General features: G+C 73.8%; 22 protein-coding genes and 1 tRNA gene. 9 read left to right on the forward strand and 14 right to left on the reverse strand.

Annotated features, from left to right (window positions below; genetic code table 11):
- Window positions 1-27 precede the first annotated feature (27 nt).
- The 6 genes from BDZ31_RS09950 to BDZ31_RS09975 all read right to left on the reverse strand — a co-directional run bounded on the left by BDZ31_RS09950 (window position 28) and on the right by BDZ31_RS09975 (window position 7,519).
- Window positions 28-1,017, reverse strand: a complete 990-nt coding sequence (locus BDZ31_RS09950) for an ABC transporter permease (protein WP_183341602.1) — start codon at window positions 1,015-1,017, stop codon at window positions 28-30.
- A complete protein-coding gene (locus BDZ31_RS09955; protein WP_183341604.1) occupies window positions 1,014-3,566 on the reverse strand; it encodes an ATP-binding cassette domain-containing protein in 2,553 nt (850 codons plus the stop codon). Before BDZ31_RS09955 ends, BDZ31_RS09950 begins: the two co-directional genes overlap by 4 nt.
- Before the next feature lie 86 nt (window positions 3,567-3,652).
- Window positions 3,653-4,747 (reverse strand): sugar ABC transporter substrate-binding protein, encoded by a 1,095-nt coding sequence (locus tag BDZ31_RS09960; protein ID WP_221242975.1) that lies wholly within the window; start codon window positions 4,745-4,747, stop codon window positions 3,653-3,655.
- An 85-nt stretch (window positions 4,748-4,832) separates the two neighbouring features.
- The gene (locus BDZ31_RS09965; RefSeq protein WP_183341606.1) at window positions 4,833-6,029 is read right to left on the reverse strand and encodes a mandelate racemase/muconate lactonizing enzyme family protein; all 1,197 of its coding nucleotides are present in this window, start codon (window positions 6,027-6,029) and stop codon (window positions 4,833-4,835) included.
- A gap of 18 nt (window positions 6,030-6,047) precedes the next feature.
- Complete coding sequence (locus BDZ31_RS09970) at window positions 6,048-6,743, reverse strand: M24 family metallopeptidase (RefSeq protein WP_183341608.1); 696 nt, start codon at window positions 6,741-6,743, stop codon at window positions 6,048-6,050.
- Between the two features lie 2 nt (window positions 6,744-6,745).
- Window positions 6,746-7,519 (reverse strand): SDR family NAD(P)-dependent oxidoreductase, encoded by a 774-nt coding sequence (locus BDZ31_RS09975; protein ID WP_221242976.1) that lies wholly within the window; start codon window positions 7,517-7,519, stop codon window positions 6,746-6,748.
- Between the two features lie 128 nt (window positions 7,520-7,647).
- On the opposite strand from BDZ31_RS09975, the gene BDZ31_RS09980 reads away from it, so the two are divergent.
- Window positions 7,648-8,370 carry an FCD domain-containing protein gene (locus BDZ31_RS09980; protein ID WP_183341610.1) on the forward strand — a complete coding sequence of 241 codons (723 nt, stop codon included), beginning with the start codon at window positions 7,648-7,650 and terminating at the stop codon, window positions 8,368-8,370.
- A gap of 136 nt (window positions 8,371-8,506) precedes the next feature.
- Here BDZ31_RS09980 and BDZ31_RS09985 read toward each other — a convergent pair whose 3' ends face one another.
- Entirely contained in the window at window positions 8,507-8,863 is a 357-nt protein-coding gene (locus tag BDZ31_RS09985; RefSeq protein ID WP_183341612.1) for a TfoX/Sxy family protein, read from the reverse strand.
- 73 nt (window positions 8,864-8,936) lie between these two features.
- On the opposite strand from BDZ31_RS09985, the gene BDZ31_RS09990 reads away from it, so the two are divergent.
- Window positions 8,937-9,275: a hypothetical protein gene (locus tag BDZ31_RS09990; protein WP_183341614.1), complete on the forward strand. Its 339-nt coding sequence runs from the start codon at window positions 8,937-8,939 to the stop codon at window positions 9,273-9,275.
- Between the two features lie 570 nt (window positions 9,276-9,845).
- On the forward strand, window positions 9,846-10,100 hold the full coding sequence (locus BDZ31_RS09995) for an AbrB/MazE/SpoVT family DNA-binding domain-containing protein (RefSeq protein ID WP_183341615.1): 255 nt from the start codon (window positions 9,846-9,848) through the stop codon (window positions 10,098-10,100).
- Window positions 10,101-10,224: 124 nt separating this feature from the next.
- Here the strand turns inward: BDZ31_RS09995 and BDZ31_RS10000 are convergent, their stop codons facing one another.
- The 3 genes from BDZ31_RS10000 to BDZ31_RS10010 form a co-directional block, all read right to left on the reverse strand.
- Window positions 10,225-10,479: a hypothetical protein gene (locus BDZ31_RS10000; protein WP_183341617.1), complete on the reverse strand. Its 255-nt coding sequence runs from the start codon at window positions 10,477-10,479 to the stop codon at window positions 10,225-10,227.
- Complete coding sequence (locus tag BDZ31_RS10005) at window positions 10,479-10,718, reverse strand: helix-turn-helix transcriptional regulator (protein WP_343075562.1); 240 nt, start codon at window positions 10,716-10,718, stop codon at window positions 10,479-10,481. Before BDZ31_RS10005 ends, BDZ31_RS10000 begins: the two co-directional genes overlap by 1 nt.
- A gap of 374 nt (window positions 10,719-11,092) precedes the next feature.
- A tRNA-Pro gene (locus tag BDZ31_RS10010) sits at window positions 11,093-11,166 on the reverse strand.
- Window positions 11,167-11,219: 53 nt separating this feature from the next.
- Here BDZ31_RS10010 and BDZ31_RS10015 point away from each other — a divergent pair.
- The 4 genes from BDZ31_RS10015 (at window position 11,220) to BDZ31_RS10030 (ending at window position 14,174) form a co-directional block, all read left to right on the forward strand.
- Window positions 11,220-11,687 carry an OsmC family protein gene (locus tag BDZ31_RS10015; RefSeq protein WP_183341621.1) on the forward strand — a complete coding sequence of 156 codons (468 nt, stop codon included), beginning with the start codon at window positions 11,220-11,222 and terminating at the stop codon, window positions 11,685-11,687.
- Between the two features lie 94 nt (window positions 11,688-11,781).
- Window positions 11,782-13,074: a DUF1015 domain-containing protein gene (locus BDZ31_RS10020; RefSeq protein WP_183341622.1), complete on the forward strand. Its 1,293-nt coding sequence runs from the start codon at window positions 11,782-11,784 to the stop codon at window positions 13,072-13,074.
- Window positions 13,075-13,156: 82 nt separating this feature from the next.
- Window positions 13,157-13,552, forward strand: coding sequence for an OsmC family protein (locus BDZ31_RS10025; protein WP_183341624.1), 396 nt, complete (start codon window positions 13,157-13,159; stop codon window positions 13,550-13,552).
- A gap of 43 nt (window positions 13,553-13,595) precedes the next feature.
- Window positions 13,596-14,174 carry an NUDIX hydrolase gene (locus BDZ31_RS10030; RefSeq protein WP_221242977.1) on the forward strand — a complete coding sequence of 193 codons (579 nt, stop codon included), beginning with the start codon at window positions 13,596-13,598 and terminating at the stop codon, window positions 14,172-14,174.
- Window positions 14,175-14,190: 16 nt separating this feature from the next.
- On the opposite strand, the gene BDZ31_RS10035 is transcribed toward BDZ31_RS10030, so the two are convergent.
- Together BDZ31_RS10035 and BDZ31_RS10040 are read right to left on the reverse strand one after the other, a co-directional pair.
- On the reverse strand, window positions 14,191-14,700 hold the full coding sequence (locus BDZ31_RS10035) for an NAD(P)H-binding protein (RefSeq protein WP_183341626.1): 510 nt from the start codon (window positions 14,698-14,700) through the stop codon (window positions 14,191-14,193).
- Window positions 14,685-14,963 carry a hypothetical protein gene (locus BDZ31_RS10040; protein ID WP_183341628.1) on the reverse strand — a complete coding sequence of 93 codons (279 nt, stop codon included), beginning with the start codon at window positions 14,961-14,963 and terminating at the stop codon, window positions 14,685-14,687. The genes BDZ31_RS10035 and BDZ31_RS10040 overlap by 16 nt, the downstream gene beginning before the upstream one ends.
- A 295-nt stretch (window positions 14,964-15,258) precedes the next feature.
- On the opposite strand from BDZ31_RS10040, the gene BDZ31_RS10045 reads away from it, so the two are divergent.
- A complete protein-coding gene (locus BDZ31_RS10045; protein WP_183341630.1) occupies window positions 15,259-16,890 on the forward strand; it encodes a 3-hydroxyacyl-CoA dehydrogenase family protein in 1,632 nt (543 codons plus the stop codon).
- Window positions 16,887-17,942, forward strand: coding sequence for a CehA/McbA family metallohydrolase (locus BDZ31_RS10050; protein ID WP_183341632.1), 1,056 nt, complete (start codon window positions 16,887-16,889; stop codon window positions 17,940-17,942). Before BDZ31_RS10045 ends, BDZ31_RS10050 begins: the two co-directional genes overlap by 4 nt.
- A gap of 38 nt (window positions 17,943-17,980) precedes the next feature.
- On the opposite strand, the gene trxB is transcribed toward BDZ31_RS10050, so the two are convergent.
- Together trxB and BDZ31_RS10060 are read right to left on the reverse strand one after the other, a co-directional pair.
- The gene (trxB, locus tag BDZ31_RS10055; RefSeq protein ID WP_183341634.1) at window positions 17,981-18,958 is read right to left on the reverse strand and encodes a thioredoxin-disulfide reductase; all 978 of its coding nucleotides are present in this window, start codon (window positions 18,956-18,958) and stop codon (window positions 17,981-17,983) included.
- Window positions 18,959-19,084: 126 nt separating this feature from the next.
- On the reverse strand, window positions 19,085-20,221 hold the full coding sequence (locus BDZ31_RS10060) for a lysylphosphatidylglycerol synthase transmembrane domain-containing protein (protein WP_183341636.1): 1,137 nt from the start codon (window positions 20,219-20,221) through the stop codon (window positions 19,085-19,087).
- Window positions 20,222-20,223 lie beyond the last annotated feature (2 nt).

Below are 20,223 nucleotides of genomic sequence, written 5' to 3' on the forward strand. Positions count from 1 at the left end.
CGTTCGTTGTCGATTCGTGCGCGCCGCTCATCGCGGCGCTCCCGCGACGCCGGCGGCCACGCGCGAGCGCGCGATCCGGATGGCGGCGTCGAGCAGCAGGGCGATCACGATGATCGTCCCCTTGTAGAGGTCGAGGCTGGAGGGGTCGACGCCGAAGACGCGCAGCGCGTTGGTGACCAGCGCGATGATCAGCGCGCCGACGAGCACCCCGCCGACCGTCCCGCGTCCGCCGAAGATCGACGTGCCGCCGATCACCGCCGCGGCGATCGCGTCGAGCAGCAGGCTCACGCCGCCGACGTTCGGCGTCACGACCGGCGTCCGGCTGACGACGAGCACCGCGCAGGCGAGCACCATCAGCGCGCTCACGACGTAGATCAGCAGCTGCTGGCGGCGCAGGTCGACGCCCGAGAAGCGCGCCGCGTCGGCGTCGGAGCCGATCGCGCCGGTGCGGATGCCGAAGCGCGTGCCGCGCATCGCCGCCCACATCAGCGCCCCGACGACGGCGGTCGCGACCACCGCCACGGGGATCGGCCCGACGCGCTCGACGCCGAGCGTCCGCAGCGTCGGGTCGTTCGTCAGCAGCACGCCGCTGGTCGCCAGCTTCAGCGTCGCGCCCTGCACCATCACCATCGTCGCCAGCGTCGCGACGAACGGCGGCAGCTTCGCGTAGCCGACCAGCAGCCCGTTGACGGCCCCGACCGCCAGCGCGACTGCGAGGCCGACCAGCAGCGCGACGAGCAGCCCGTCGCCGCCGGTCAGCCGCTGGGCGATCACGACCGCGCAGAGGCCGACGGCGAAGCCGGCCGACAGGTCGATCCCGCCGCTCAGCAGCACGACGTGCGCGCCGAGCGCCAGCAGCGCGATCGGCGCCGCCTGGACGGCGACGTTGCGCAGGTTGTCGGGGTCGACGACCCGACCGTCGATCAGGCCGAAGACGACGAGCAGCGCCACGAGCAGCAGCACGGGAGCGATCCCGAGCAGCCGCAGGACGGCTGTCTTCCGATGCTGCGCGGTCATGCCGATCCCTCCTCGCCGGCGGCCGCGACGGCGGTCGCGGCGGCGGCGCCCTGTCCGAAGGCGAGCGCCATCACGTCGTTCTCGCTCGCGCCGCGCGGCAGCTCGCCGGCGGCGCGACCCTCGTGCATCACGACGATCCGGTCGGCGACGGCGAGCACCTCGGGCAGCTCGCTGGAGACCATCAGGATCGCGACGCCGCGGCGCTTCAGCTCCGCGACCGCCTGGTGGATCTCGGCCTTGGCGCCGACGTCGACGCCGCGCGTCGGCTCGTCGAGCAGCAGCACGCGCGGAGCGGTCGCGAGCCACTTGCCGAGCACGACCTTCTGCTGGTTGCCGCCCGACAGCACGTCGACGCGGCGGGCCGGGTCGGGCGGGCGGACGCCGAGCCGCTCGATCGTCTCCCCCGCCAGCTCGGTCACCGCTCGCCGTGGAACGGTGCCGCGCCGGCTGTGGCGCCGCAGCCACGCGAGCGCGACGTTGTCGCGGATCGACATCGCGCCGACGAAGCCCTCGGCATGCCGGTCCTCGGGCACGTAGGCGACGCCGGCGGCGCTCGCGGCGGCCGGGCGGCCCGGCGGCAGCGGGCGGCCGGCGACGGCGATCGAGCCGCTCGCGGGACGGTCGAGGCCGGCGACGCAGCGCAGCACCTCCGAGCGCCCGGAGCCCATCAGTCCGGCGAGCGCGACCACCTCTCCCGCGCGCACGCGCAGCGAGGCCTCGCGCAGCAGCCCCCCGTCGCCGACGCGATCGACCCGCAGCAGCTCCTCGCCCGGCTCGACGGCGACGTGCGGGAAGACGTTGTCGACGTCGCGGCCGACCATCAGCTCGATCAGCCTCCGCTCGTCGACCTCCTCGATCGCCCGCTCGCCGACGAAGCGGCCGTCGCGCAGCACCACGACGCGCTGGGCGAGCGTGAAGATCTCCTCCATCTTGTGGGAGATGTAGAGGATGCCGACGCCGCGCCCGAGCAGCCGCTCGATCAGTGCGTAGAGCCGGTCGCGCTCGCGGTTGGAGAGCGCCGAGGTCGGCTCGTCCATCACGACCAGCCACGCCTCCGACAGCATCGCCTTCGCTACCTCGATCATCTGCCGCTGGCCGACGCTCAACGTCTCGACGCGGTCCCCGGGCCGGACGTCGAGGCCGAGGTCGTCGAACAGCCGCCGCGCACGGGCGTGCATCGCGCGGCGGCGCACGAGCGGCAGCGGCCCCCAGGTCGGCTCCGCGCCGAGGAAGAGGTTCTCCGCCGCCGTCAGGTCGGGTGCGAGGCTGAAGTGCTGGTGGATCACGCGGATGCCGGCCGCCTGCGCGTCGGCCGCCGAGCGCAGGCGCAGCGGCGCGCCGTCGAGCAGCATCCGCCCGTCGTCGGGCTCGTGGACGCCGCCGAGCGTCTTGACGAGCGTCGACTTGCCCGCGCCGTTCTCGCCCATCAACGCGACGACCTCGCCGGAGCGGACGGAGAACGAGACGCCGTCGAGCGCGCGCACGCCCGGGAACGACTTGCCGACCTCCTCCAGGCGCAGCTCGCGCCCGCCGGCCTGCGCCTGGCTCCGCTGCGCGCCGGTGGCGGCGCCGGCGTCGTCGCCCGAGCGGGCGCCACCGGCCGGCGCGGCGCCGTGCGGGCGCGCCCGCGCGCGCAGACGCCGCAGCGTGCGGCGCGCGGCGGCGATCGCCGCGGCGCGCTGGTTGGCGAGCACGGCGACGAGGATCAGGAGGCCGGTGATGACGAACACGAGGTCCTGGGAGACCTCCATGAACGAGAGGCCGGTCGCGACGACGCCGAGCAGCAGCGACCCGATCGCGGTCCCGACGACCGAGCCCTCGCCGCCCATCAGCTTCGTTCCGCCGACGATCACCGCGGTGATGACGGTGAACTCCAGGCCGTTGCCGGCGAGCGGCTGCGCCGAGCTGACGCGGCCGATCGTCAGCACCGCGCCGAGCCCGGCCGAGGCGCCGGTCAGCACGTAGGTCGACCACTGCACCGTGCGGACGGGGATCAGCGACGCGCGCGCCGCCGCGGCGTTGCCGCCGACGGCGTAGAGCCAGCGACCGTAGAGCGTCCGGCCGAAGACCCACGCCCAGACCGCGAGGCAGAGAAGCGCGACCAGCAGCGAGACGGGCACCGGGCCGACCGTCGCCGACCCCAGCCAGGTCAGCGGTCCGGGTTCGATCGCGACCGAGTTGCCGCCGGAGATGCTCAGCGTCAGCCCTCTCGCGAACGCCATCGTCGCAAGCGTGGCCATGAACGGGCTGATGCCGGCGAAGCCGATCAGCGCGCCGTTGAGCGCGCCGATCCCAGCGCCGCCGAGCACGGCGACCGCGATGCACAGCAGCTGCGGGACGCCGGCGTCGTAGGCGGTACCGGCGAGCATCCCGGCGGCGGCGACGATGCCGCCGACCGAGATGTCGATCCCGCGCGCGACGATCACGGCGGTCATCGCGAAGGCGACGATCGCGATCACCGCGCTCTGCTGGCCGATGTCGAGCAGGTTGTCGGGGTCGAGGAACCCCGGCTCGAGCGCGCCGAAGACGAGCGCCAGGAGCGCCGTCATCGCCAGGAGCGTGACGTTCGCCGAGGAGGCGCCGAGGCGTCCGCGCCAGGCGCCTGCGCCGGCGTTCTGCGACACCGACCGCACGGCTACTGCTCGCCGACCGTCATCGCGGCGTCAGGCTCGTCGGGGCCGAACTCCGCTCTGTAGTCCTGCGCGACCTGCTCGGCTCTGGCGGGGGTGACGGTCTCCAGCTCCAGGCCGTCCTCCGCCAGGTCGGCGGCGTTCTGCTCGCCGGCGATCAGGTACGTCGGCATGTAGAGGTCGGTCGGCAGCCTTCTGCCGGCCGCCAGCCGCGCGGCGACGGCGATGTTCCAGTAGCCGACGCGCTCGCCGCCGGTCAGCACGTCGAGCACCATCGAGCCGTCCTCGAGGAACGGCGCCATCTCGGCGTCGCCGTCGTGACCGGCGAACTTCGGCTGCATGCCGGCGTTCTGCAGCGCGCTCTGCGCGGCGAGGCAGAGGTAGTCGGAGGTGCAGGAGAAGCCCTTCAGGTTCGGGTAGGTGGTCGCCCACGTCGTCGCGACGTCGGTCGCCTTCGCCGCCTCGAAGTCGGTCGGCTGGACGGAGACGACCTCGATCTCCGGGAACTCTCTTCTGAGCGTGTCGACGAAGCCGCGCTCCCGCGTGTCGGAGACGAAGTTGCCGCGGCCGCCGACGAGCATGCCGACCTCGCCCTCGCCGCCGATCGAGGTCGCGAGCGCCCGGGCGACCTGCGCCATGTCCTCGTAGTCGGGGTACAGCGTGTTGTGGTTGCCGTCGCCCTCGACCTTGTTGCCCATCGAGATGAACGGGATGCCGGCCGCGGTCGCCTTCGCGATCACCGGCTTGAGCGCGTTCTTGTCGATCGGGTCGACGAGGATCGCGCCGACTCTCTGGCGGATCATGCTCTCGACGATCGAGATCTGTCTCTCGACGCTTCCCTGCGCGCTCTGCCAGTTGGCCTTCACGCCGTAGTCGGCGGCGGCCTCGTCGCCGGCCTTCTTCATCTTCACGAAGAACGAGTTCTGCAGGTCGATCGCGACGACCCCGAGCGTGCCTCTGCCGCCCTCGACGGCCGGCGCCGCGGCGCCGCCGGCGGTCGACGCGCCGCCGCCATCGTCGTCGGACGAGCCGCAGGCGACTGCCAGGAGCGCGACGGCGACGAGCGCCGCCAGCGCGGTGAAGCGCTTCACTGCATGCACGGTTTCCTCCAGTGGTCCTGGCGGCGCCTCGCGCCGCCTCCGTCGACGCGCGCGCCGGCGGCGCGCGCGTCCCTGCGCGGCCCGCTCAGGCGCGGGCGGCGACCAGCGCCTCCGCCTCGCCGGCGTAGCGCTCGAGCGCGTCGCGGTCGAGCTCGACGCCGAGGCCCGGCGCCGTCGGGAGCGGGATCACCCCGTCGACCATCCGCAGCTCGTCGCTGGTGAGCTCCTTGCGCAGCGGCGAGGCGCTCAGCTCGGCCGGCAGGAACTCGATGTAATCGCAGTTCGGCGTCACCGCCGCCAGGTGCGCGGCGGCGGCGATCGAGATGCCGGACTTCCACAGGTGCGGGACGACCCGCAGCCCGCGCGCGTCGGCGAGCCTGGCGACGCGCAGCGCCTCGGTCAGCCCGCCGACGCGGCCGATGTCGGGCTGCACGACGCCGACGCGGCCGCGATCCATCAGGTCGAGGTGCTCGAAGCGGGTCGTCAGCCACTCGCCCGCGGCGATCGGGATCTGCTGCTCCTCCGCCAGCCGGCGGTAGCCGTCGAGGTCGTCGGGCCACAGCGGCGTCTCGACGAAGAAGAGGTCGAACTCGACCCAGTCGCGCAGGACGCCGAGCGCCGTGTCGGCATCGGGGAAGGCGTACTGGACGTCGACGAGCAGGGCGACGTCGGGGCCGATCGCGGAGCGGACGGCGGCGAGCACCTCGGTGCTGCGCTCCCACGGCTCGCGCAGCCCGGTGTGCGCGTACGGGCCCTCCAGCGTCACCTCCGCCTTGACGGCGCGGAAGCCGAACTCCTTTGCCTTCACCGCCCACTCGACCATCGAGTCGCGGTAGGCGTCGAAGCCGTCGACCTCCGGCTGCAGCGACGCGTACGGCGTGATGCTGTCGCGTACCGCGCCGCCGAGCAGCGCGTGGACCGGCTTGCCGGCGGCCTTGCCGCGCAGGTCGTGGAGCGCGATGTCGAGCGCTCCGATCGCGTTGATGACGGCGCCGCGGCGGCCGTTCATCGCCGATCCGACGTACAGCCGCTCCCAGATCCCCTCGACGTCGAGCGGATCGGAGCCGAGCAGCATCTCGGTCAGCCCGAGGCCCATGTTGTGCGTTCCCGGCGCCTCGATGCAGGCGCGGGCGATCCACGGGTTGACGTCGGTCTCGCCGATGCCGACGAGGCCCTCGTCGGTGTGGATCTCGACGACCAGGTCGTCCTGGGCCGAGCTGGCGGCACTGGTGTCGTACGCCGGCTGCACCAGGACGTGGCAGTCGATCTTCGTGATCCGCATGCGTCTCCTTCTCGCGTTTCAGTCGAGGGTCAAGTCGTGGTCGGTGAGCGGATGTGCGCCGTCAGCGCACACGAGCAGGAGGTGCTCGACGCGCACGCCGGGGCCCGCGTCGTAGGTCCCCGGCTCGAGGGCGATCACATCGCCCTCGAGCAGGACGTCGCCGCTCCCGGGTCTGATCCACGGCGCCTGCTGCGCAGACGCGCCGACGCCGTGGCCGCTGTGGTGTGAGTAGGCGTAGCCGCCGGCGGCCATCGCGTCGCGCACGACGCGGTCGACCTCGGCGGCGGCGACGCCCGGCCGCGTTGAGGCGATCCCGGCCGCGAGCGCGCGGCGCGCGGCGTCATGCCGGCGGCGCAGCTCCGCGGGGGCGGCGCCACCGACGCAGAGCGTCGCGCACGAGTCGGCCCACCAGCCGCCGACGCGCGGCGCGAGGTCGAAGATGACGGCGTCTCCGGGCGCGAGCGTCCGCTCGGTCGGCGGCGCTCCGACGAGCGCCGTCCGCGTGCCGGAGACGAGGTCGACGACCGCCTCGCCGGGATCGGCGCCGGCCTCCTCCAACAGGCGGGCGACGTGCCGCCACGCCTCCAGCTCGGTCGCGCCGGCGCGCAGCGCCGACCGCAGCGCGCGCTGCCCGTCGGAGGCGAGCCGGGCCGCGCGGCGGATGCCGTCGATCGCGGCGTCGTCGGCGGGCGCCGGGCGAGCGTCTCGTCTCATGCTCATACCGAGACCGAGGAGCGCGCGAGGATGCCGCCGTCGAGGACGAGCGCCGCCCCGGTCATGTACGCGGCCTCCTCCGACAGCAGCCAAAGCGCCGCGCGGGCGGGCTCGCGCGGGTCTGCCATCCGTCCGAGCGGGATCTCGCCCTCGACGACGGCGCGCATCCGCTCGCGCTCGTCGTCGGCGACGCTCGCCCACATCAGCGGCGTCTCGGTCGCACCCGGCACGAGCGCGTTGAAGCGGATGCCGGCCCGGGCGTACTCGACCGCGAGGCTCCGCACGAGCGCCGAGACGCCTCCCTTCGAGGCGCTGTACGCGGCGGTGCCGCCAGGGGCGCCGACCGACGCGAACGGCGATGAGACGCAGACGATCGCGCCCGTGCGGCCGTGCTCGAGCAGGATGCCGGCGAGCGTGCGGCAGGCGAGGAAGGTTCCGCGCAGGTTTACCGCGATCACGCGGTCCCAGACCGCGACGGGCAGCTCGTGGCTCGGTCCCCCCTGGTCGACGCCCGCGGAGCAGACCGCGCCGCCGGGCACGCCGACGGCGTCGACGGCGGCGCGCAGCGCCGCCTCGAGCGCGGCGGCGTCGGTGACGTCGACCGGGAACGCGGCGGCCGTCGGCGCGCCGGAGGCCTCCGCCTCTTCCGCGACGCGGGCGAGCGCCGGCTCGTCGCGGTCCAGCAGCGCCAGCGGGAGCCTCCGGCCAGCGGCCTCGAGCGCGATCGCGGCACCGATTCCCGACGCCGCGCCGGTGATCAAGAGAGGATGGGACACAACACTCCAACTGGTCTGACGACTGATGAGCGGGCATCCTAACCACGTTGTCCGCACGTCGTCAACCGCGCCGCTGTGCCGACAGTACCCACTGGTCTGACGACCAGCACACTGCTAGGGTCGTCGCTGTGACCACCCGCGTTCCCGATTCGGCCGACCTCGACCTGAGCCGCATCCCGCGCCACAAACTGGCGCGCACCGTCGCCGAGCAGCTGCTCGACCAGATCCGCGGCAAGGACCTGCGGCCAGGGACGAAGCTGCCGTCGGAGCGAGAGCTGCAGCGAGCGCTCGGCGTCGGCCGCTCGACCGTTCGCGAGGCGATCAACGGCCTCAGCCTCATGGGCGTGATCGAGATACGCCACGGCAGCGGCGCGTTCGTCGCCGAGCCGCCCGCGCGTCAGGGACCGGAGGTGCTCGCCGCCGCGCTCGCGAAAGGCGTGACGCGCGAGCTGTTCGAGGCCCGCCGGATCGTCGAGGTCGAAACGACCCGCCTCGCCGCCGAGCGCCGCAGCGACACCGAGCTGCACGAGCTCGAGCTGCTCCTGGCCGAGCACGAGCGCCTGATCGCCGCCGGCAGACTGGCGGTCGAGCCGTCGGTCGCCTTCCACCTCAAGCTCGCAGAGTCGGCCAGGAACGAGCTGCTCGAAGGGTTCGTCATCTCGTTCTCGGACCAGCTCGCCGAGCGCGGCCCGGTGCTCGAGCGGATCGACGGCTTTCAGGCCTGGGAGCTCGAGCAGCACCGCGCCGTCCTCGCCCCCGTTCGCGACCGCGACAGCGACCTTGCCGCCCAGCGCATGCGCGAGCACCTCGACGCCGTGATCCGCTACCACGAACAGGTCGGCCTCGAATAGAGGACTGGCCCGGACTGGGCAAGGTCGTCGAGAGCGTGCCGGTCTACCGCAGGCGATCGCTCGAGATCGACCCGCGATTCGAACTGCACGAACGCGCACAGCTCCGCGCCTCCGGGCGCCGCGAGCCTCGACCGCCTCACCTACCGCGCGCCGCTCTCCCCGCCGGCTTCGCCGGCAACGTGGCGACGAAGGCGAGCGCCCGGTCGACCCAGCCACGCAGCGCCTCATCGCCCGCACACGTTTCGGGGTCGACGTAGACGATGCCTCTCGCCGGCCGTCTCTGAAGGTCCATCAGCCGCACGTGCGGGTCGACCAACGCGGCCCTCGCCTGCTCCTCGCCGAGCCGCACCAACAGCGCCTCCCCCATCACGCCGCAGACGAGGTTGCCGTCGCGCAGGAACGACAGCCCGCCGAACATCCGCCGCTCGGAGATCCCCTCCCGCGCGCTGAGCACAGCCCGCACGCGACCCGCGAGCTCCTCGTCGTAGGCCATCTCAGGTAGAGCCTAACCGCGAGCTGGGCTGCGATGCACCTGAATACCGTTGCGACGCGCTAGGGTCCCCACCATGCGTCTCAGGATGCAATCGGGACTCGCTGCGTCAGGACTCGCCACCATCACCCTCGCCGCCGGGGCTGCCCATGCCGATGCCGCCCTGCGCGTCTGCTCCGATCGAGGTTACGAGGACCTGAAGGCCCGGGCGATCACCTGCGACGCGGCCGAGCGCGTCTACCGCCAGAGCCTGCACGCCGCCCGGGGCAGCGGCTCCGCGAGGACGACCTTCAGACGGCGCGGCATCCGCTGGAGCTGCCAAGCGTTCAACCCGCCGGCGGTCGCCTTCTACACGTGGCGCTGCACCGCCAGAGGCAACCGCCTCATGCAGTACCGCTGGAAGTCCGGCGAGTAGGCCAACCGCCGGCCGCCACCGCTCCCGACCCGCCGACGGGCGCGTGAGGCCGCAGCGGGCTTCGGTGCCCGGCACCGCGCGGCGGGAGGCGACCGGCGCGGCACGGCGCTGCCGGACCGCGCGTCCACCGAGCGCCTGAAATGCTCGCCAGACCACAGCGCCGCCAGCACCCACCACCCGCCGCGATCGCGACACCGCCCAGCCAGATACCGCCGCTGTGCGGATGGATGTCAACAGTCGCGGGACCGCGAATCGCCCGCCACATCTGCGATCCCGCCATCCGAGACGCGCGCGCGGGAGAACCGCAGCGCGGACTGCCGTGCGAACCGCAGCGCGAACTGCCGGGCGTATCGCAGCGCGAACCGTCGCGCGAACCAGGCTTCTCCCCCAGCCGACGGCGCTCACGCCGCCGCGACGCAGCGCCGCACGGCTCGCGCCACGACCGCCAGGCGCGCGGCCAGCTCCTCCGCCTCTCGTCCACGGCCTCCAGCCGCCGGCCGAAATCTGCGTCGACGGCGCGGCCAGGAGGGAAGTGACACAAGCCATCGGATATTCCCGTATATACGTGCGATGAGAATCGTGAAGGTCCGCCGCGTCGGCAACAGCAACGTCGTCTCGATTCCACGCGAGCTGGAGGCGCGCGGCTACACCCCGGGCACCTCAGTCCTCGTCGAGGAGATGCCCGACGGCGAGCTGCGGATCATGCGTACCGATCAGGTCCGCGAGCAGATCCGCGACGTCGGCCGCCGCATCGTTGGGGAACGCAGCGAGGCGCTGCGCAACCTCGCGGAGCACGATCCCGACAGAGCGTCGCCGCGCGCCTGATCGCCGGCGACCGGCAGCGCTGCGAGCGCCGAGCCGACCACCTGCGCGACCGTGGCAGTGGCGCATCGCGTTTGCTCGACTGAGCGCGTCGCCCTCGTGGCATCGGTCACCTCTCCGCCAGCGCTCACCCCGCAGCGACGCACCGCCGCACCGCCCGCGCCACGACCGCCACACGCGCCGCCAGCTCCTCGGCTCGCGCCTCCACGGCTTCCAGCCGCCGACCGAGGTCGGCGTCAGTGGCGCGGCCGGAGTGCCGCAGCACCGCGCCGCGTATGTACTCGGCGTGCGCGATGCCGAGGCGCTCGGACTCGGCGACGATCACCGCCCACGTGTCCGCATCGAAGCGCACCGTCGTCGTGTGCAAACGGCCGCGCGCCATCAGGCCGCCTCGTCGCGGCGCAGCTCGTAGAGCGCGAACAACTCCGACAGCGGCACCGCCAGCCCAGCGGCGACCTTTAGCAGGACGGCGAAGGTCGGGTTGATCTCGCCGCGCTCGATCGCGCCGACGTAGTTGCGATGCAACCCGCCCTCCAAGCCGAGCCGCTCTTGGGAGAGCGCACGCCGCGCCCGCAGCTCTCGGACCGCACGGCCGAGCACCACGTGCTCGGCCGACTGCACACGCCGCGGCCGGCTCACTGCCGCCGCCCACGGCCGGTCAGCGCGCCGCAGCGCACGAGCATGCAACGAGGTTCCACACGCCACCAGGCGGGTGAAGGACAATGGAGACGCATCGGAGGCTCATCCCTTCGGTGCCGGGCCCGGGGTGTCACCAGCACCGCCGGGCCGCTTTACAAGACGCAACCCACCAGAAGCTAGGTGGACCGCGATCCCGCCGCAAGGCTCTACCGCCGCCCGACGCGCCCGCACGTCTCCGCCAAGACCGCCGCAGGCAGGGCGACGCTGCACGCCGCCCGCACCCCTTAGATCCTTCCGTAGATCCTTCGGGCTTCGAAATCGCCCGAAATCCCCGCCACCACAGGGAAAACCGCTAGTCGGGGCGCCGGGATTCGAACCCGGGACCTCCTGCTCCCAAAGCAGGCGCGCTGCCAGGCTGCGCCACGCCCCGCGGGGGGTCGAGTATACGGTCCGGTGTGGCGGGGCTCTACCGTCTCCTCCACCATGAGCGAGACGCATCGGTACGCGACGGTGACGAGCTGGACGGGGTCGACGGGCGCGGGCTACGACGCCTACGAGCGGGCGCACGCGGCCGCGGCAGTGCCGGCGGAGCAGGCGCTGACCCTCTCCTCCGACCCGGCCTTCCGAGGCGACCCGACCCTGCTCAATCCCGAGCAGCTGCTGGTGCTCGCGGCCAGCTCGTGCCAGCTGCTGAGCTTCCTGGCAGTTGCGGCGCGGGCGCGGATCGACGTCGTCGCCTACGAGGACCGCGCGGAGGGCGAGATGCCGGAGGAGCCGAGACCGGCGCGGGTGGCGCGGATCGTGCTGCGGCCGCGGATCACGATCCGGGGCGAGATGCCGAGAGGCACCCGTCTCCTCCACCTCGTCGAGGTCGCCCATCGGGAGTGCTTCATCGCCAACAGCCTCACGAGCGAGATCGAGATCCAGCCGAGCTTCCTGCGGGCGCCCTGACACCGCGCGGCCGCACCTGCTCCCGAGGCAGGAGCCCCGCCCGCAAGACGACGGCGCACCACCGCGCGCCCGACCTACCGACTAGCCTGCCGCCATGGCCGAGATCCTCCCGCTCACCGCGCTCCACTACGACCCCGCCGTCGCCGGAGCGCTCGACGCGCTCGTCTCCCCGCCCTACGACGTCATCGACCCCGAGCAGCGCGCCGAGCTCGCCGCCCGCTCGCCGTACAACGTCGTCCACGTCGACCTGCCCGACGCCGACCCCGCCGACCCGGCGAAGGACCCCTACGCCCACGCCGCCGCCCTCCTTCAACAGTGGCGCACCGACAAGGCGCTCGTCCACGACGAGACGCCCGCGATCTGGGCCCTCACGCAGGACTACGTCGGCCCCGACGGCCGCCGCCAGACGCGCCGCGGCTTCCTCTGCAGAGTCCGCGTCGAGCCGTACGGCGAGGGTCGCATCCGCCCGCACGAGCGGACCCATCCCGGCCCGAAGGAGGACCGCCTCCGTCTCACGCGCGCGACCCGAGCGAACCTCAGCCCGATCTTCAGCCTCTACTCCGACCCGGGCAACACCGCCTGGAGCGCGCTCACCCCGCACGTCCGCACCAGCGCGCCGTTCGGCGAGACGACCGACGCCGACGGAACGGTCAACCGCCTCTGGCGCGTCACCGAGCCCAACGCGATCGAGACGGTCGTCGAGGCGGTCGCCGGAGCCGAGCTGCTGATCGCCGACGGCCACCACCGCTACGAGACCGCCCGCGCCTACGCCGAGGAGATCGGCGGCGAGGGCCCGCACCGCTGGGTGCTGATGTGCCTCGTCGCGCTCGAGGACCCGGGCCTGACGGTCTTCCCCACCCACCGCCTCGTCGCCGGGCTGGAGAGCGACCCCGACCGCCAGGAGGCGCTCGACCGCACGATCCGCGAGCAGTTCGACGTGATCGAGCTGCCCGACCACGGCTCGCTCGTGCCCGAGCCGCGCGCCGGCGACGACAGCGTCCAGATCGGCTACCTCGACGCGTACGGCAACGTCCCCTACCTCCTGTCGCTGAAGGACGACTCGATCGCCGACGAGCTGCTTGCGGGCCGCTCGGAGGCCTACCGCCACCTCGACACGGCGGTCCTGGAGGCGGTGATCCTCAAGCACGCGCTCGGGATGAGCGACGCGGAGATCGACCACAGAGACGGGCTCGACTACGCCCGCTCCTTCGACGAGGCGCTCGACCTGCTGCAGAGCGGCGAGTTCGACGCCGGCTTCTTCATGGGACCGACGCCCGTCGAGCGCGTGCAGGCCGTCGCGGAGGCCGGCGAGAGCATGCCGCCGAAGTCGACCTTCTTCTTCCCGAAGGTCCCGACGGGGCTCGTCTTCAACCCGCTCGCCGAGTAGCGCCGCCTGCCGCACCCTGACCGCCCGTGCGGCTCGCTACGATGCGCCGCTCAAAGAACTCCGAGTAGACGAAGGACGATGCATGAGGGCGATCGCGCGACGCACGGGGACGTTCACGCACGAGATCGACGTGCGCGGCCACCGGCTGGTCGCTGACGAGCCGGCCGAGCACGGCGGCGACGACGACGGCCCCAGCGCACAGGAGCTGCTCGCCGCGGCGCTCGCCTCCTGCACCGCGACGACGATCGAGATGTACGCACGTCGCAAGGGCTGGGAGATCGGCCCGATCGCCGTCGAGGCCGAGTACACCCCGGCCGAGCGCGGCGCGCCGACCCGCTTCAGACTGGTGCTGAAGCTCCCGTCGAACCTGACCGAGGAGCAGCTCGAGCGGCTGTCGGTGATCGCCGCCAAGTGCCCGGTCCACCGGACGCTCGACGGCGAGGTCATGTTCGACGAGCGCATCGAGCTCGTCCCCTGATCGTCGCGGCGACGGCGCGCCGCCCGTCTAGACTCGGGCGGCGATGACGACGGCGATCCGTGACGAGCTCCGCCGGCTGCTCGGCGCGCCCGAGCCGCCGCTCGCAGGCGCCGCGGGCGACACCGAGTCGGCCGTCCTCGTCCCCCTGTTCGAGGAGGACGGCGAGCTGCACGCCGTCTTCACCAAGCGCCGCGACGACCTGCGCCGCCACCCCGGCGAGATCTCGTTCCCCGGCGGCCGCCGCGACCATCCGCACGAGCCGCTGCACGCGACGGCGCTGCGCGAGGCCGAGGAGGAGGTCGGGCTGGTGCCCGAGCAGGTCGACCTCGTCGGCACGCTGGCGCCGGTCCGCACCTTCGTCACCGGCTACGTGATCTACCCCCACGTCGGCCTGATCGCGCCGAGACGGGCCGACTGGGTGATCAGCGAGCACGAGGTCGCGCTCGTGATGGAGCTGCCGCTGCGCGCGCTCGTCGCCGGCTTCGACAAGCGCCCGGTGACGCGCCGCGGGATGACCTGGCAGACCGACTCCTACGTCGTCGGCGACCACTTCATCTGGGGCGCGACCGCGCGGATCCTTGGCGACCTGCTGGAGCGGATCGGCCCGCTCGCCGACCGCTGAGCCCGCGCCGCCGGGCCTACCGCCCCGCCGGCCGCCGCGCCTCCAGCAGCCCCTCGACGCCCGCGACCGCCGCCGCCAGCCACGCCGCGTGCTCGTCGGGGTCGACCTCCAGCAGCGCGAACGGGATCTCCGAGCGCGTGCACGCCGCCCGCACCGTCTCCGCGCCGCCGGCCAGCCGCTCCGCCCCGGCGCTGCCGGCCGCCTCGTACAGCACCCCGCGCACGGTCGTGTCGATCGAGCGCTCCAGCAGCATCCTCAGCCGCGGCCCGTGGAGCGCGTCGAGCGCCTCGGGCGTCCCGCGCGCCGAGCCGAGCAGCCAGCAGAGCACCGTCACCCCGTCGAGCGCGTAGCTGAGCGTCGCGATCCGGTCGGGGTCGCCGGTCCACGCCTCCGCCCCGGCCGCCTCGATCGCGGCCCGCCGCTCCGGCGTGCGCGTCGTCCCCCGCACGGCGTGGCCGCGCGCCCGCAGCGCCCGCGCGAGCGCCTGACCGCGGCAGCCGCAGCCGACGATCAGGACCCGCGCCATCCCCGCTCGCGCGCCAGCTCCTCCTCGACCAGCCCCTCGACGGTCAGCTCCGGCTCGCCGCGGGCGCGGCGGCGCTCGTTGGCGGCCTCGAGCATCTGCGCGAGGTCCTCGCGGTCGCGCGCGGCCTCCTCGTCGGCATGCTGGCGCGGCGTTCTCCAGCCGACCTGCGCGGCGCCCGTGCCCGGGTAGAAGAGCCCGAGCGCGACGATCGCGATCACGATCACCGCGACGATCCCGCCCATGATCGCCACGAAGGGGTCCACGATGGGCCGAGTCTACCCGCGGATCCGGCGGGTGGGACCGCGAACAGGTGCGCCGCAACTTCGGCTCGTGCCGTCTGTTTCAACCGGTGTCGGCGACGTTCGCGGCGATCCCCCCGAGCGGGCGCCCCGTCCCCACTTGGCGCCCGGCCCGTGGACGTCCGCCGGCACATGGGATGGCCCGCCGGCTCCCGGCCACACCGCCCCCGTGGTCGGGAGTCGCAGGGGCCGTCCCGGCGGCGCGGCCCGCAGGCGGCCACGAGGAGGCCGCGCGCCGCGCCAGGTAGCGTTCGCCGTCATGGACCGCATGCCGCAGACCGTCGCCGTCGCGGGCGCAGGCACGATGGGGACCGGGATCGCCCAGCTCGCCTGCCTCGCCGGCGCCCGCACGCTGCTGCACGACCCCGACCCGGAGGCGCTCGCACGGGCGCTGGAGGCCGTCGCCGCCGCGCTCGACCGCGGCGCGCTGAGAGGCCGCTGGAGCGAGGACGAGGCGGCGGCCGCCGCCGAGCGGCTGCAGCCCGCCGAGACGCTGGAGGCGCTCGCGCCGGCCGGCCTCGTGATCGAGGCGGCGCCCGAGTCGCTCGAGCTCAAGCGCCAGCTGCTCGGGCGCCTCTCGCAGGTGGTCGCCGGCGACTGCGTGCTGGCGACCAACACCTCGTCGCTGCTGGTGACCGCGGTCGCCGCCGGCGCCACCGCCCCGGAGCGCGTCGTCGGCATGCACTTCTTCAACCCGGCGCCGCGGATGCGGCTGCTCGAGGTCGTCGCCGGCGTCCACACGGGCGAGCGGGCGCTCGCGGTCGCGCGCGCGACCGGCGCGGCGATGGGCAAGCGCGTGATCGACGGCGCCGACGGCCCGGGCTTCCTCGTCAACCGCGTCAACCGTCCCTTCTCGCTGGAGGCGCAGCGGCTGCTGACCGAGCGGATCGCCGACCACGCCGAGATCGACCGCATCTGCCGGCTCGGCGGTGGCTTCCCGATGGGGCCGTTCGAGCTGATGGACCTCGTCGGCGTCGACGTCGGCTTCGACGTCGCCCGCTCCTTCCACGCGCAGAGCTTCGGCGAGCCGCGCTGGCGCCCGAGCCCGCTCGTCGCGCGGATGGTCGCCGCCGGGCTCACCGGCCGCAAGTCGGGCCGCGGCTTCTACGACTACCGCGACGGCGCCCACCGCCCGGACGACCCCGCCGCGCCGCAGGAGCCGCCGGGCGCGGGTGCGCTCGACGGCGCCCTCGTCGTCGTCGCCGGCGACACCGTCCTCGCCCACGAGCTGCTCGACCTCGGCGCCGCCGTCGGCTTCGACGCGCGCACGCCGGCGGAGGCCGACGGCGAGCTGCCGTTCCTGATCCTCGACTGCGGCGCGACCGACGACGATCCGCCGCTGCAGGGCGGCCCGCAGGCGCTCCTGCTCCACCAGGGCTCGCTCGCCGCGCTCGACGCCGGCGGCGCCGCGATCGGCTTCCACGCCCTGCCGCCGTTGTCGCCGGGCACGCTCGTCGAGCTGACCCGCGGCCCCGCCGGTGCCGGCTCAGACGCCGCCGCCGACGCCGCGGAGCGCTTCTTCGCGGCGCTCGGCTGCCCGGTCGCCTGGGTCGCCGACGCCCCGGGGCTCGTGCTCGGCCGGATCGTCTGCCAGCTCGTCAACGAGGCCGCCTTCGCGGTCGGCGAGGGCGTGGGCAGCGCCGCCGACGTCGACGAGGGCGTCGTCCACGGGCTCAACCATCCGCGCGGGATCCTCGCCTGGGCCGACGAGATCGGCCTCGACCACGTGCTCGGCGTGCTCGACGCGCTCGCCGAGGAGCACGGTGCGGAGCGCTACCGCGCGGCGCCGCTGCTGCGGCGGCTGGTGCTCTCAGACCGGCTCGGGCGCCCGACCGGCGAGGGCTTCTTCCCCGCCGACGGCGACGGCGACGACCTCGGCGGGCCCGCGTGATCGACCTCACCTGCGCCATCCACGTCCACTCCGACCACTCCGACGGCACGGGGACGGTCAGGGAGATCGCCGCCGACGCCGCGGCGGCCGGCGTCGACGTCGTCCTGCTGACCGACCACGACACGCTCTCGGCCCGGTACCACGGCCACGAGCGGTGGCACGGCTCGGTGCTCGTCTGCGTCGGCGAGGAGGTGACGATGCGCCCGGGCCACCATTACCTCGCGTTCGGGATCGACGCGCCGATCGACCACCGCGACCTCACCCCCGAGCAGGTCGTCGCCGAGGTCGCGCGCCGCGGCGGCTTCGGCTTCACCGGCCACCCCTTCTCGGTCGGATCGCCGCTGCTGGCGAAGATCCCGGCCGCCGGCTGGGAGGACCCGACCCCGGCCGGCGCGACCGGACTGGAGGTGTGGAGCCTCGTCACCGACACGACCGAGCGGCTGCGCCGCTGGCGTGACGTGCTGCGCTTCCTCGCCGCGCCCGCCGCAGCGCCGCAGCTCGACCACCCGCGCCCCGAGGCGCTCGCCGCCTGGGACCGCGCCGGCGCGGAGCGCCGGGTCGTCGGCATCGGCGCGCTCGACGCCCACCAGTTCGGCCTGCGGATAGCCGGTCGCGTGCCGCTGAAGCTGATGAGCTACCGCCGCACCTTCGAGCTGCTGCGCACCCACGTGCTGCTGGAGCGGCCGCCGAGCGGCGACGCCGACGCCGACCGCGCCGCCGTCTACGCGGCGCTGCGCGCCGGCCGCTGCTACATCGCCCGCGACGAGCTGGCGCAGGCCGGCGGCTTCCGCTTCTGGGGCGAGGGCGAGCAGCACGTCGAGATGGGCGACGAGGCGCCCGCCAGCGGCGGCTTCACGCTCCACGTCCGCCTCCCGCGGCCGGCCGACGTGCGGATCGTCCGCGACGGCGTCGAGCTTGCGCGCGCGGCGCGAGCGTCGAGCCTCACCGCGCCGGCGCGCGAGCCGGGCGTCCACCGCGTCGAGGTGACGCTGAGAGACCGCGGCCGCCCGCGCACCTGGATCCTCTCGAATCCGATCTACCTGCGCGGCTGAGCGAGCGGGGCGCGCCGCACGCGCCCCGCGCCGCCCGTTCAGGCCTCGATCGCCTCCGAGACCGGACGCGCGTCGACGTTCGGCGGCGTGTCGCGCAGGTACCACTCGGCGTCGAGCGCCGCCTTGCAGCCTGAGCCGGCGGCGGTGATCGCCTGCCGGTAGGTGTGGTCGACGAGGTCGCCGGCGGCGAAGACGCCGCGCAGGTTGGTGCGGGTCGAGACGCCGTGCACCTTGACGTAGCCGTTGTCGTCGAGCTCGACCTGGTCCTTGACCAGCTCCGACTGCGGCTCGTGGCCGATCGCGATGAAGGCCCCGGTCGCCGAGTGCTCGATGATCTCGCCGCTCTCGACGTGCTGGAGGCGGACCTTCTCGAGCGCCCCTCTCTCGCCCGCGACGAACTCGTCGACGACGTACGGGGTCAGCCACTCGATGTTCGGCTGCTCTCTGGCGCGGTCGAGCATGATCGCCGAGGCGCGGAACTCGTCGCGGCGGTTGACGATCACGACTCTGCCGGCGAACTTCGCGAGGAAGATCGCCTCCTCCATCGCCGAGTCGCCGCCGCCGACGATCACCGTCTCGTGCTCCTTGAAGAAGGCGGCGTCGCAGGTCGCGCAGTAGGAGACGCCGCGGCCGCCGAGCTCGTCCTCGCCGGGCTTGCCGAGCTTCTTGTGCTGGGCGCCCATCGCGAGCACGACCGCCTTCGCCTGGAAGGCGTCGTCGCCGACCCAGACGGTGTGCAGCCCGCCGTCGCTCAGCTCGACTCTCGTCGCGTCGTCGGTGATGAAACGGGTGCCGAAGCGCTCGGCCTGGTCGCGGAACTCCTGCATCATCACCGGGCCCATGACGCCCTCGCGGTAGCCCGGGTAGTTCTCGACCTCGGTCGTCTGCTGGAGCAGGCCGCCCCAGGCGAAGCCCTCGATCACGAGCGGTCTGAGGTCGGCGCGCGCGGTGTAGAGCGCGGCCGTGTACCCGGCAGGTCCGCTGCCGACGATGATCACGTTCTCGACGTCTGCCATGGGTCGCTCGGTTCTCCCGGTCATTTCCAATACTTCACAAAGAATAGCGCCCGCTCGCGCGAAGCCGCGGGTTCCCCGGGCAGCACGAACCGTCGCGCGCCGCCGTGGGGCTGGCGCTGCGCGGCACTACGCCGCCGCCGGTTCGCGGCGCCAGCCGGCGACCCGCTTGCGCAGCCCAAGGTAGGCGATCACGCCGGGGACGGTCGGCAGCCAGAAGGCGAAGACGCGGTAGGCCAGCACCGCGACGATCGCGAGGCTGCCGCTGACGCCGAAGGCGACGAAGGCGCCGATCATCCCGCCGTCGACGCCGCCGATCCCGCCCGGCAGCGGCAGCAGGTTGCCGAGCATCCCGACGAAGTACGCCTGCACGATGACGGCCATCGGCGGGGCGTCGCCGAAGGCGTGGAAGCAGGCCCACAGCACGGCGACGTTGAAGATCCACCAGGTCGCGACGCCGACCATCGCGCGGTCGGGATGGGCGGCCTTGTGGATCGCGAAGCGGATCCCGCCGCGCATCGACGCCGGCCCGAGCGCCAGCCGCCGCAGCCACTTCGCCGTCCGCGGCCGCCGCGGCGCCATCGCCTCCACGCGCGCGGGGAAGTCCTCCGGCACGAGCGCCAGCGGCAGCACGAGCGCGATCGCCAGCAGCCCGATCGCGGCCGGCACGATCGTCATGCCGAACGGGGCCGGGCCGGGGAAGAGGCCGGTCCGCAGGCCGATCCCGCAGACGATCATCGCCGCCACGTAGACGCCGTAGAGCAGGATCAGGAAGGCGATCATCCGCTCGGCGACCTCGCGGCGCTCCATCCCCGAGCGCCGCAGCGCCCAGGCCGTGACCGCGACGCCGCCGGCGCCGCCGGCGGCGAACAGGCGCGTCGCCGCCAGCCCGGCCATCGTCATCAGGTAGCTGTCGCGCAGCGTGATGCGCGAACGCGGCGGCACGTGAACGCCGTGGAACAACGCGACGTAGCTGGCCATCGAGAGGATCTCGAAGACGAGCGCCGCCGCCAGCCATGCGTGGTCTCCGTCGGAGACTCTCTTCCACGTGTCCTGCACGCCGCCGATCTTCGGCAGCCCGAAGTAGAGGAAGGCGACGACCGCGAGCACGAACACGACGGAGCCGACGACGCGCCGGCGCGTCATCGTGACGCTCGGCATCTCCTCGTCGTCGTCGTGCTCGGGCCCGGCGCCGTTGGGCGTGGCGATCGGAGCGGTCGACGCGCTCCCCCGCGCGTCGGCCCGCCGCTGGACGTCCCTGCCCATCC

Source organism: Conexibacter arvalis, from assembly GCF_014199525.1.
GTDB lineage: Bacteria > Actinomycetota > Thermoleophilia > Solirubrobacterales > Solirubrobacteraceae > Conexibacter > Conexibacter arvalis.